This is a genomic window from Sphingobacterium thalpophilum, from assembly GCF_901482695.1.
Lineage (GTDB): Bacteria > Bacteroidota > Bacteroidia > Sphingobacteriales > Sphingobacteriaceae > Sphingobacterium > Sphingobacterium thalpophilum.
Window position 1 is genome coordinate 5,084,747 of record NZ_LR590484.1, and the last position, 12,840, is coordinate 5,097,586.

13 protein-coding genes are annotated in these 12,840 nt (G+C 43.0%); 10 read left to right on the top strand and 3 right to left on the bottom strand.

Going from position 1 to position 12,840, the window contains the following annotated elements:
- The first annotated feature begins 426 nt into the window (after positions 1-426).
- From gdhA to FGL37_RS21420, 3 genes are all read left to right on the top strand, one after another.
- Entirely contained in the window at positions 427-1,758 is a 1,332-nt protein-coding gene (gene gdhA, locus FGL37_RS21410) for an NADP-specific glutamate dehydrogenase (RefSeq protein WP_028070335.1), read from the top strand.
- A 100-nt stretch (positions 1,759-1,858) separates the two neighbouring features.
- A complete protein-coding gene (locus FGL37_RS21415; RefSeq protein ID WP_028070334.1) occupies positions 1,859-2,104 on the top strand; it encodes a hypothetical protein in 246 nt (81 codons plus the stop codon).
- Between the two features lie 10 nt (positions 2,105-2,114).
- Positions 2,115-2,453, top strand: coding sequence for a hypothetical protein (locus FGL37_RS21420; RefSeq protein WP_028070333.1), 339 nt, complete (start codon positions 2,115-2,117; stop codon positions 2,451-2,453).
- Positions 2,454-2,466: 13 nt separating this feature from the next.
- Here FGL37_RS21420 and FGL37_RS21425 read toward each other — a convergent pair whose 3' ends face one another.
- The 3 genes from FGL37_RS21425 to FGL37_RS21435 form a co-directional block, all read right to left on the bottom strand.
- Positions 2,467-3,123, bottom strand: a complete 657-nt coding sequence (locus FGL37_RS21425) for an MgtC/SapB family protein (protein ID WP_051606977.1) — start codon at positions 3,121-3,123, stop codon at positions 2,467-2,469.
- Positions 3,124-3,203: 80 nt separating this feature from the next.
- Complete coding sequence (locus tag FGL37_RS21430) at positions 3,204-5,579, bottom strand: endonuclease MutS2 (protein WP_028070332.1); 2,376 nt, start codon at positions 5,577-5,579, stop codon at positions 3,204-3,206.
- Positions 5,580-5,603: 24 nt separating this feature from the next.
- Positions 5,604-6,380 carry a DUF4296 domain-containing protein gene (locus tag FGL37_RS21435; protein ID WP_051606975.1) on the bottom strand — a complete coding sequence of 259 codons (777 nt, stop codon included), beginning with the start codon at positions 6,378-6,380 and terminating at the stop codon, positions 5,604-5,606.
- Positions 6,381-6,452: 72 nt separating this feature from the next.
- On the opposite strand from FGL37_RS21435, the gene FGL37_RS21440 reads away from it, so the two are divergent.
- From FGL37_RS21440 to FGL37_RS21470, 7 genes are all read left to right on the top strand, one after another.
- Entirely contained in the window at positions 6,453-7,145 is a 693-nt protein-coding gene (locus FGL37_RS21440) for a YggS family pyridoxal phosphate-dependent enzyme (protein WP_028070331.1), read from the top strand.
- A complete protein-coding gene (locus tag FGL37_RS21445; RefSeq protein WP_028070330.1) occupies positions 7,138-7,590 on the top strand; it encodes a GNAT family N-acetyltransferase in 453 nt (150 codons plus the stop codon). The genes FGL37_RS21440 and FGL37_RS21445 overlap by 8 nt, the downstream gene beginning before the upstream one ends.
- Before the next feature lie 21 nt (positions 7,591-7,611).
- Positions 7,612-8,403: a PdaC/RsiV family protein gene (locus FGL37_RS21450; protein WP_028070329.1), complete on the top strand. Its 792-nt coding sequence runs from the start codon at positions 7,612-7,614 to the stop codon at positions 8,401-8,403.
- A 23-nt stretch (positions 8,404-8,426) separates the two neighbouring features.
- Complete coding sequence (locus FGL37_RS21455; protein WP_028070328.1) at positions 8,427-9,686, top strand: aspartate kinase; 1,260 nt, start codon at positions 8,427-8,429, stop codon at positions 9,684-9,686.
- Entirely contained in the window at positions 9,687-10,874 is a 1,188-nt protein-coding gene (locus FGL37_RS21460) for a class I SAM-dependent methyltransferase (protein WP_028070327.1), read from the top strand.
- 46 nt (positions 10,875-10,920) lie between these two features.
- A complete protein-coding gene (locus FGL37_RS21465; protein ID WP_028070326.1) occupies positions 10,921-11,910 on the top strand; it encodes an LLM class flavin-dependent oxidoreductase in 990 nt (329 codons plus the stop codon).
- Positions 11,911-12,037: 127 nt separating this feature from the next.
- Positions 12,038-12,838 (top strand): hypothetical protein, encoded by an 801-nt coding sequence (locus FGL37_RS21470; RefSeq protein WP_028070325.1) that lies wholly within the window; start codon positions 12,038-12,040, stop codon positions 12,836-12,838.
- Positions 12,839-12,840 lie beyond the last annotated feature (2 nt).

The following is a 12,840-nucleotide window of genomic DNA, read 5'->3' on the forward strand; positions in this document are numbered from 1 at the left end:
ACGCTTTATCATAGACATGGTAATCGTATTTGTTAGCTACTAGCGCAAATGGATTTACCATAAGGCAGCTTGTGTGAACCTGTTTCATCTGATCCAATAATATGAGTTGTATAATTTATATTATGTTAAATATAACTAGGCTTTCCATAGCCTGTAATACTTCATAACAGAATAACCGAGCTATCATTACAGCTACAACTAAAAATCATTAAATCGACAATGATTCTCTTTACGACAGTTTAAATCGAACAAAATCCGCTAATTGAGCGGTTTGACCATATAAACGGACACAAATGGCAGCATTATGAAAAAATATGAAATTTCATCAGAACAGAATAAAATTTATAAAAAATCAACAAAAATTGGTTTTTTATTAGAAAATATATAAATTAGTGCCAGCCAAAGGGAAATTTTACTAATTAAAACATGTCAAAAAATTTTAACGAGTTCATTGCTAACGTTGAGAAACGTAATCCCAATGAACCAGAATTCTTACAAGCTGTAAAAGAGGTTACCGAGGATTTATTTCCTTATATCACAGAGAATCATCCTGAATTTTTCGATCAAAAAATTCTTGAACGCCTGACAGAGCCTGAACGTATCATATCATTTCGAGTAACATGGTTAGATGACAATCATGAAGTTCAGGTAAACCGGGGTTATCGTGTGCAGATGAATAGTTCCATCGGCCCGTATAAAGGTGGACTTCGCTTCGCTCCTTCTGTAAATCAAAGCATTCTAAAATTTCTTGCCTTCGAACAGGTTTTTAAAAATAGCTTAACTGGTTTGCCTATCGGCGGTGGTAAAGGTGGATCTGATTTTGATCCGAAGGGCAAATCGGACAACGAGATTATGCGTTTTTGTCAAAGCTTCATGACTGAACTTTATCGTCATATCGGTGCAGACACAGATGTGCCTGCGGGAGATATTGGTGTCGGCGGACGGGAGATTGGATTTTTATTTGGTCAGTTCAAACGTCTTCAGAACAATTTTACAGGGGTATTGACCGGTAAGGGCGAATTGTGGGGTGGCTCTTATATCCGTCCGGAAGCAACGGGTTACGGCCTACTCTACTTCGTAGACTGCATATTTAAGCACAAAGGCCAATCTTTACAGGGTAAAGTAGCCACTGTCTCGGGGGCCGGAAACGTCGCATTTTACGCGGTTGAAAAAGCAACACAGCTCGGCGCAAAAGTAATAACGGTATCAAACAGCTCTGGAACATTGTATGATCCGGATGGTTTTGATGCTGAAAAAATGGCGTTTGGCGCGACCTTGGGTCGTAATTTGGATCAATATCCGTCTCGTTATCCAAATGCTCAATTCTTGCCGGGACAAAAGCCCTGGCAGTTTAAATGCGATATTGCTCTTCCATGTGCAACGCAAAATGAACTGGATGAATCGGATGCCAAGACACTTGTCTCAAATGGTTGTGTGTGTGTCGCTGAAGGCGCAAACATGCCATCGACTGCAGAAGCCATCAAAGTCTTCTTGGATGCTAAAATCAGCTTCGCGCCCGGAAAAGCGGCGAATGCCGGTGGAGTTGCCGTCAGCGGTCTAGAAATGTCTCAAAACTCAATCCGTACGCAATGGTGCACGGAAGAAGTGGACAACCGCCTGAAGACGATCATGGAAAGTATTCATGAAACCTGCCTGAAATATGGTAAAGAAAGTGACTTTGTCAATTACTTAAAAGGTGCTAACATCGGTGGCTTTATTAAAGTCGCCAATGCGATGAAAGCACAGGGAATTGTATAATCCTGCCTTTTTCTAATCATATCATAATCCTGGACGCTCAAATGTATTGCATTTGGGCGTTTTTTTATACTTTTACAGTAATTTAAACAACAAGACATTCATGAGATTAATAGCCGAACTCCCCCATCCCGATTGCAAAATTTCTATTTTTGGGATGAATCAAAAGTTTATCATCAAATTTGAACAGGGAAACCTCGAACAATCCTATAAAATTGCTGAGGTCGATATCATCGGTGGTGTAAACGGTGTATTCGAACTGCTGGATGAAGAATTTCTGAATGCTGTCATAGCGCAGTTTGCAATGATGCGTCAATCTTTTAACAGTGCTTACAGTAGATACGAATAATGTTACGTGTATGTTAAATTACCTATACTTCGCGGCTTTCTGGGCTTGCCAGATTATCTCCTCCATCCTATTTAAGCTTGGTGGGATTCACCCTAAATACAAGTGGCTGACATTGGTCGTTGGAAATATTATTCTGCTCTCCGCCAGCTGGTTTCTCGTTCAGCTATTCAAAAATGTATCTCAGCCTATCGTCATAGCGGTGTGCTCGGGCGGAACATTTCTGACCGTGCAGCTTGCGATGGCACTCTACTTCAAGAGTCCGCTAAGCTGGCAACAGGTGGTTGGTATGTTTGTCATCATCGCAGGCATGGTTATGATTACATTTGGTGGTAAAGATCAGGCTGTATAATCAAACCAGTAGTTTATTTATTATAATAAAATTCATCAATCACTGCCGAAGCCGCCAGTTGCTGGTTAAAGCGGTCGAGGTCGACCATTTTGCCGGAGATATCATACATAACCTCAAGCTTACCCTCAACTTTCTCAATAACACGTCGGGTAGCTCTAATTTTAAAATCCAGCGCCATCTGTTCAAACTCGTGCAAATGGTAAAATTCGTTTGAACCGAATTTGATATGGAGTGAGCGCACCAGATAATAACGTGCCAGCAGCATTTCTATACGCTGGAAAAGGGCAAGGATAAGGACCATGAATATGGAAAAAGATATCGCATATTGCAGCTTACCGAGCCCAGCAAACATGCCGATCCCTGCTGTAGCCCATATTACGGCGGCTGTGGTGAGTCCACTCACGGACAGTTTTCCTTTGAAAATCACTCCGGCGCCTATAAAGCCTATGCCTGTAACAATGTTGGCTGCTACCCTATCACTGCTGCTTCCAGTAAATAGGCAGGACACGATGGTAAACATCGCCGAGCCAAAACAAATCAGTACCACGGTACGAAAACCAGCCGATTTGTTCCTATACTCCCGCTCGAAACCTATTAAACTGCCGCACAAAATGGAGGTAAGGGCATTCAATAAGGGCTCGCTGATCAAAAAATTGGTGATACTCTCCATAATCCACACGGTTAAACTTTTATGGGTATATTAATTCGATAGAACCCGGTTATCGATGTGGGTTCTATCGAATGCTCTCGTTATAGATAGGCGTAGGTGATGCCATCACCGCCGCGATCTGGATGTTCGTCTTCAAAACGCGTGACATGGCTATACTTACGTAAATAATCGCGTATAAACTTCCTTAAGATCCCGTCGCCTTTGCCATGGACAATCTTCAGTGAAGGGTAACCGATCATGACCGCCCTATCAAGCACTCTTTCCAGTTTTTGCAGCGCATCTTCGGTACGCATGCCCCTTAGGTCCAACTCTGGACTAAAATCAGCAACCGTGCTAGCTGAAAGCGTCTTGGATAGGCTCTTCGCTGACTTTTTATTTTCGCGACCCTCCAATTTAATAACGTTTTTCCGTTTTTGAACAGTCCTTAGTTCGCCCATGGCGAGAATTAAGTTATTTTTCGCAATTTCAACGACCTGTGCCTCGGCACCGTTGTCCAAAATTTGCACCCAGTCCCCTATATTGAGTTCGGTAGACTCCCCCACCTTCTCCTTAACCAAAGGTTTCGTTTTCTGTTCTTTTGGCAGAACAGCTTTCAGTGCCTGATCCAAGTTATTCCGTAGTTCACGTGTTTTTTCCTTGTCTGCTTTCGCCGATTTGATCTGGGCCACGGTATTCTCGATCAGCTTGTTTGAGTTCCGGATAATATCCTGTGCCTCTTCTTTTGCCTTCTTCAGAATAGCCCGCTTGTTTTCCTCCAGGTATTGCTGTAATTCCAGATATTCCGATTTGATGGTCTCGAGCTCTTTCTCGCGTTTGTTGATGGCCACTTTCGTATCAAAAACCTCTTTCTTTTCGCGTTCCAGATCTATCAATAAGGTATCCACTTTCTTCTGCTGTACCCCGATCTTGTTTTTGGCAGATTCCAGAATGTCTTTACCCAATCCTATCTTTTGAGCGATTTCAAATGCATAGGAACTTCCGGGCTTACCAATCTGAAGGATGTACATGGGCTTCATCTCACGATTGTCAAATAACATGGATGCATTTTCCAGACCGTCGGTGTTGCTCGCAAATACTTTTAAATTGGAATAGTGAGTGGTAATCACGCCCCTAATCTGCTTTTTGTTGAGAGATTCCAATACGGCTTCGGCTATCGGACCACCAAACAAAGGGTCAGTGCCAGTTCCAAATTCATCAATCAACACCAATGTGCGACCATTCGCAAACTCCGTAAAATATTTCATTTTTGAGAGATGCGCGCTATAGGTACTTAAATCGCTTTCGATAGACTGATCGTCGCCGATATCAGCAAATAGCTGCTTGAAAATACCCACCTTGGTCGTCGGCTCAGCCGGAATCAACAGCCCCGATTGCACCATAATCTGTAGCAATCCCACGGTTTTCATACAGACAGACTTACCACCGGCATTCGGCCCGGAGACAACAATAATACGCTGTGTCTGGCCGATCTGTATATTTAATGGTACTACTGTCTGATGCTGATGTTGTGCATTAAGCAACAACAACGGATGGCGACCATTGACCAAATGAATCTCGGCTTCCTTTGACAGTTCAGGCATCTCGGCTTCAATGTCCAATGCGAAGAGCGCTTTGGCCCTCACAAAGTCGACTTTGGTCAGTAAGCCATGATAAGACAGAAGCAGAGGAATATGTGGACGTACTTTATCAGTCAGCTCGACAAGAATACGGATCACTTCCCGCCTACGCTCAAATTCAAGATCCCTTATCTTATTATTGAGGTGAAACACTTCTTCTGGCTCTATATAAGCAGTTTGACCTGTCGCAGACTCATCATGAATTAAACCTTTCAGCTTACGTTTATTTTCGGCTAGAATAGGAATACACAAACGTCCATCACGCACCGTCAGATTACCGTCGGCGGTCCACCCGCTATCTTGCGCGCTTTTGAAGATGCTATTCATTCGTTTAAGCGCTTCTTGCTCCGCCCGCTGTATCTGCTGGGTGATTTCAAGTAATAACCTAGAGGCATTATTTTTGAGTTTACCACGCTCGTCGATGACCGATTCAATATCGCGGATAATTCCTTTTTCAATAGGCAGGTGCTCAAACAGCAGCTCAAGGTTGGGGTAAAGTCCTTCCCTTTCGTTAAAATAACGTATTATCGCATACACAGTCTTTAACGACAATAGGACACGAAAAAACTCCTCTTCAAGTAAAAACGTACCCTCAACTCTAGCTTTCTCAACAATGGCTTTTAGTGGAAAAAAATTCTCCACAGGAAAAGCGCCATCATTTACGAGTAGCTCCTTAAACTCACTGGTCTGTCTTAAAAAGCGGTCAATCTGATCAAAACGTGTCTGTGGCTGGATCTTTTCTACCAGCTCCCGGCCCGATTCACTCAGGCATTTTTGCTTTATTTTATCTTTGATCTCGGAAAACCCGAGTTTATCAATTGCATTTAATGGATATACCATAGATCTAATAATCTTCTTTGATGGTTAAAGTTTTGCCGGAGGCTTGATTTCCTGCGGCGTTGAAAATACAGGTGACCGCTCTACTTTCAACGGTCTCCTTTCGGGTCGTAGCGGTGTTTCTACAGGCTTGGCGGATGAATCCCTACCTGCTGCGCCGGTTGTTGCTGCCGGAGAAACGGCATTGCCAGTCGAAGCAGGACCTGCCGCTGCGCCAGCTGAGCCACTAACGAACAGCTGATTCATCAGAAAACTTTCCAGCCGAAGTCCGGTTTTGACCTGGAAGGTCCGGTTAAACAATGATGAGGCTTCTTTAAAACTGAATTTCTCTTTACTTGGCTGATAGTGGATAAGGGCCGCTATGCGTTCCTGATACTGCTGCTGCAGGCGCATCACACGATTTGTGCTATCCTGAATCCGCGCATTCAGAATGGAATCTCTGGTCCGGATCGAATCCTGCTTTTTACGTTCGATGTCTGTATAAAACTTGTTTTCTTTGGTCAGATTATCCTCCACTTTCTTATAAATTGCTGCCATGACCTCTGCATCCCTGCCGTAATAGTTCAGATTTTTCCTGAAGGTAAGAGAGTCCAAGCCATACTTATCGAAAGTAACCTGATACAAAGGCACCATCACTTTGCGGGCACTGTCGATAGGCAGAATATTCAGATAGGAATCTATCAGCTGGATTTCTGTCAGCGCTTTCACAAATTTGCTTTGGGAGATAATATCTTTATCCTCCGGCCTGACACAAGAACCAAATAAAAAAATCACTGCAAGTAGATTCAGTATTAATCGTAGCATTTCGTAGTTTTGTACAAATTTACAAAAAGCACCGATATTTGGTGCTTTTTAGATCATCAAACTATAGCGTAAATGAGTATTGCCAGTAATTTAGAAGCATTAAAATTGGAGACCGAAGCTGTGGGCGTTCAGCTTGTAGCAGTGTCAAAGACTAAATCCAATTCGGAGATCATGGAAGCCTATGCGGCGGGACAACGTGTTTTTGGCGAAAATCATGTTCAAGAATTAGTGGAGAAAGCTGAGGCTTTACCCAAAGATATCCAATGGCATATGATCGGACATCTGCAGACCAACAAAGTGAAATATATTGCTCCCTTCATTAATTTGATTGCTTCGGTAGATTCATTAAAGCTCTTGAAGGAGATCAACAAGCATGCTCTAAAGTCTGGCAGGGTGATAGACTGCCTGTTACAGGTATATATAGCGGAAGAGGATACTAAATTCGGCTTCGATCATGCTGAACTAATTGAACTGCTCCGAGATGAGGAGTTTATCGCATTGAAGAATGTACGCATTTGCGGGCTGATGGGCATTGCCTCGAATACGGATAATGAAAAAGTGATCAAAGCCGAATTTTACGAGTTAAAGATGCTATTTGATGGTATCAAAGCGAGCTTCTTCCGTAAAGGGGATTATTTTAAAATTCTTTCCATGGGGATGTCATCCGACTATAAGATAGCCATTCAGGAAGGATCAAACATGGTTCGTATTGGTAGCACGATCTTTGGCAAAAGGGTCATCAAACATTATAAAAACAATGATTAAACCGATAATTCGTGAAGCAATAAAGTCAGATTGCCCACAGATGCTGGAGCTGATCAGAGAATTGGCTATTTATGAGAAGGCGCCTGATGAAGTGACCGTCTCACTAGAGGCGTTTGAAGATGCAGGATTCGGCAAACACCCGGTCTGGGGAGCTTTCGTCGCAGAAGTGGATGGCGCAATTGTTGGAATTTCGTTATATTATGTCAGATACTCTACCTGGAAAGGCCGCCGGCTCTATCTGGAAGATTTGATCGTCACTGAAAAAATGCGTGGTCTAGGACTTGGAAAGCTACTTTTTGATCAGACACTGGCTTATGGTAAAGCGTGTGGCTACCACGGTATGGTGTGGCAGGTGCTCGAGTGGAATGAGCCTGCTATCAAATTCTATGAGAAGTATAAGGCCGATTTTGATGCGGAGTGGATTAATGTCTCAATTACATATTAGAAAGCAAAAACAATCAACTGAATGCGATTTTACCTTCTTTTTAAAATAATATTCATCAGTGGCCTGCTGTATTCTTGCAACAACCAGAGTGCGACATTACCTCGTACGGAACAGGCGGACACTCTAGTGTATAGCAACAAAGTCATCGATGAGCATAGCAAGTATTTTTTAAAGGAAGAAGATCATCTGGATACAACATATTTCAGAGCAAGTTACCCTGTTTTTAAAGACAGCAGCATCAATAAGCTTGTGTCTGCTGTGGTTCATTTGGAAGGTGACACCAGCATGGAAGACGCTGCTCGCCGCTTTATTAGCTCTTATAACGAATATGTCGATGACAACCACGGCATCTCGACCGCTACCTGGAACCGAGACCTGCGGATAGATGTTGTAGCCAACACAGCCTCTTTATTGAGCCTGCGCACTAAACAAGAGGAATATACCGGCGGCGCTCACGGAGACCACTTTACCTTATATTCCAACTTTGACAGGCGCACAGTGCGTCCCATCACCATAAACGATATCATTCAGGAGGAAAACAAAAGTGAATTTTTGAAGATAGCTGAACAGCATTTCCGTAAACAGGAAGGTCTCGGCAAAGACGATTCCTTAAGCGGAAAATATTTTTTTGACGACGGCAAGTTTGCTTTGGCAGATAACTTCACTTTCGAAAAAGATCATATTCTCTTCTATTATAACATTTACGAAATCAAATCCTATGCCGAGGGTAATACCGAATTACGTATTCCCTATTCTAAATTTAAGCATCTGATTTCCGAAAAAGGGTTAGAATATATCCATAGTATCCATTAGCAGTCAACTTAACAATACAATAAATGCAGGTTTTTAAATTTGGAGGTGCATCAGTAAAAGATGCCGAAAGTGTCAGAAATTCAGCCCGGATAATCTCGAAGTATAAAGGTGAAGCCTTACTGGTTGTCATCTCCGCCATGGGAAAAACGACAAACCTTCTGGAGAAGCTGACCAAAGAATACTACAATAATACAGGTTTACAGTTTCAGACCCTAGAGGAAGCCAAGGCTTTTCATTTCCATATACTACAGGAATTATTCCCCACAGGAGGAACTATATTTGACGAAATCGCCAATTGCTTTGTCGAGATAGAATGGATTCTGGAAGAAGATCCACAAGATTCATACGATTACTTATTCGATCAGATTGTATCGATGGGAGAACTGATCTCTACGAAGATCGTGGCGGCATATTTAGCATCTACCGGTGAAAAAGTCAAATGGCTGGACGCAAGGGATTATATCTTAACGGACAATACGTACCGCGAGGCCATTGTAGACTGGAGCAAAACAGAGGAAAAGATACGTGCTGAGCTACCCTCAATTTTAGATAGCTATATTGTCATTACGCAGGGCTTCCTTGGCGGTACATCAGAAAACTTTACAACTACATTGGGACGGGAAGGATCCGATTATTCTGCAGCCATTTTTGCAGCCTGTCTAAACGCCGAAAATGTGACCATCTGGAAGGATGTACCAGGTGTCCTCAACGCCGATCCGAAATGGTTTGAAAAGACTGAACTGATTCCTGAACTTTCGTACACCGATGCTATAGAACTCACGTATTATGGAGCAACCGTCATCCACCCCAAAACGATCAAGCCTTTGCAAAACAAAAAAATTGCGTTGAACGTACGATCTTTTGTTGACCCAGAATCTCCGGGAACAGTCATCAAAAGTACCAATCAAACCTTGCCGGTACCGTCTTTTATTTTTAAGGTAAATCAGATCTTTATATCGATATCACCACGGGACTTTTCATTTATCGTGGAGGACAATCTCCGGGATATTTTCAATCTGTTTCACCAGCACCGGATCAAGATCAACATGATGCGCAATACTGCAATCAACTTTGCGGTGTCTGTGGATGATACTGGGCAGAACCTGACGGACCTCATTGCCGAACTCGAACAACGCTTTAAAGTTACCCATGAATCGGGACTTGAATTGATCACAATACGTTATTACAACCAAGAAACCATCAATCGTGTATTGGTGGATAAAGAAGTGATCAGCGAATTAAAAGATACCTATACCTGTCAGCTCCTTGTTAAAAAAATATAGATGAATACATTGATCCTTCAAAAGGAGGTCCAGCAATTTTTGGAAAGCAATCTGGATGCATCTCCGGCAAAAATAGCATTAAAAAAAACACCTTTTGAGGGTATATCCTCGTCAGAACTAGCTACTCAACTAGATGGCAAGCAGCGTGCACGTACTAAAATGCCACACTGGTCCCGTACCGCCGGCGTTTACTATCCGCCCAAATTAAATATGGAACAGTGTTCGTCCGAACTGACAGCCCGTTTCAAAAGTTCGCTGATAAAAGAAGGAGCTCATTTAATTGATCTGACAAGTGGATTCGGGGTGGATAGCTTTTATTTTGCAACGAGAGCTGGACGGGTCGTATCTTGCGAGCGGGACGCAGAGCTTGCGGCCATATCTGCCCACAACGCCTCGGTATTGGGAGCTGACAACATCCTGGTTGAACACACGGATGGCGTAGATTACATACTAAAACAAACGACGGATCACGTTGATTATATTTATCTGGATCCATCCAGAAGGGTGCAAACTAGAAAGGTCTTCCTGCTGGAAGAGTGTGAACCTGATCTGGTAACCCTTCAAAAGGGATTGTTGGCACGTTCGGCTGTAGTGATAAGTAAACTAGCCCCGCTACTCGACATATCATCAGCGTTGAATAGGTTAATGAGCGTGAAGGATGTTTATATTGTATCCGTGCACAACGAATGTAAAGAACTGCTCTTCGTACAGGAAAAAGGTTATGAAGATATGCCGACGATCCATGCAGTACGCCTTTTAAAACAATTGCCACAGACCTTCTCGTTTACATACGAAGAAGAACGTTTGGCAATCGCTGAATACAGCGAGCCGTTATCCTATCTTTATGAACCTGATGTTGCACTGACCAAGGCCGGCGCTTTCAAAACACTTGCCCGACGATATGATATCAAAAAGCTACATAAACACAGTCACCTGTATACCTCTTCTCAAAAAATCTCTGATTTTCCCGGAAAAATATTTTCGGTTGAGCAAGTAGAATCGTTTACAGATTTCAAAAAGAACAAAAACGGACTGATCGCGGACATCAGCGCGCGAAATTTTCCATTGAAAACTGAGGAAATCAAAAAGAAATTTAAGGTTCGGGATGGCGGTCACTCCTTTGTATTTTTTACCACAACTGTAAATGATCAGCTTACTGTCATACATACGAATCGGATCTCAGAATAGACATTTTCATTACAATTGTCGAAGTACTTCTCCGTAATTTTAGGTCATGGATAAAATAGTACTATCAACATTGGATTTAGCTCCGGTCAAAAAAGGTGAAAATGCGGCAGGCGCCATCGCGCGTAGTGTAAAAATCGCACAGCATATAGAATCATTGGATTTTCAAAGAGTCTGGTACGCAGAGCACCACAATATGGAGTATATTGCCAGTTCGGCCACCTCCCTATTGATACAACATATTGCTTCAAAAACTAACCGGATCCGGGTCGGCTCAGGTGGCATCATGTTGCCAAACCACGCACCTCTCGTCATCGCGGAACAATTTGGCACCTTAGAGACGTTATTTCCGGGACGTATAGACCTCGGCCTGGGCCGGGCTCCGGGCACGGACCAATTGACTGCCATGGCATTACGCAGGAACAACTTGAATACAGCATTCCAGTTCCCACAGGACGTGAAGGACCTGCAGCGATACTTTAATGAAGCAAATTATGACGCCAAAGTACGTGCTTTTCCCGGTGAGGGATTGGACATACCGCTCTATATACTGGGGTCGAGTACAGATAGCGCATACTTGGCAGCAAGCCTAGGTCTACCTTATGCATTTGCAACCCATTTTGCTCCAGCGCAATTTGCCTCGGCGAGCATGATTTATCACCAAAACTTCGTACCGTCTGAAGCGCTGGAAAAACCGTACTTCATTTCATGTGTCAACGTTGTTGCTGCGGATACGACTGAGGAAGCTGAACACTTATCGACCAGCTTTTACAATTTATTTGCGGGTATTGTTACCAATAGTAGAAAACCATTATCCCCACCCACTGAGCAAGTGATTTACAAAGGTATCCCAGCGATCGAACAGGCAGTTCAAGGAATGGCGTCCTGCGCATTTGTAGGTGACAAAAATAAAATTGGTCCAGAAATAGAGAAATTTGCTGCCGACCATAAAGTGAACGAAATTATGGCCACTTCCTACATTTTCGATGATGACAAGTGCCTGAAATCCTTTTCACTGCTCAGGGAAGCACTTTCTTAAGATAGCATTCCTACCGCGAGTTTTATGTCTATCCGTTGACTAGTCTATGAATAAATTGTTCGACGACTGCCCGCTGTTCTTGCATATCATAAGCAATTTATCTAAGTTTAAATAAAATTAGCGGTATATGATTAGATATTTTGCTTCCATGATATGGGCGTTTTTGGTGCTGCAAGCCTGTAATACATCCACTACGGAGCGGAAGGCAGTCGCTACATCCAAGTCAGACTCCCTAGACAGTCTCCCTCCAAATGTCAACAGATCAGTCCGTGCGCCTGTTAAAGCGGACACTTCCGCCGGACAGATCTTTCTCGTCCGTAGTTACCGCATTTGGGAAGGAGACCCGACAGCAGTACTGAATAAAGACTGGTTCGATCTTTATGAACAAGATGGGAAGTACTTTCTAGATAAGGTCGACTATGTGCTTCGGGATGGCTTCGATGAATGTGCACAGGTGGCTACTAAGAATGTAGAATCGAAACGAAATTCGCTTTTGTTCCTCAAAATTAATGGGTTGAAACCCGGTATTGTGGAACACGTCGCAATACGCCATGCAGAAATATGGCCAAAGGAATCCGTGGAGTACCGTTTCCGCAACCAGCTAATCACACTTAAAGCTTCAGGAGATATCAAATCCACACAGGTGCAGAGCGATGAAAATGAACACGAAAAACTATTTCACGAAGTCGCAAACTATCAACTGGGCTATCAGCTGCAAGGACAGCAAAAGGAAATGGTAATTTTCCGAAAGGAACAGTTTGACGGTGTATTTATGACAACATTGTTTGCGGGCGATATCGATGCTGATGGACAGCTAGATTTTGTCTTTTCTAATCCAGGTAACTACGAAGAAGAGTCTATTCTACTGCTGCTTTCCAATCACGGCAACCCGAAGATCTACGAGGCTGACGAACAATTCGATTGTTAATT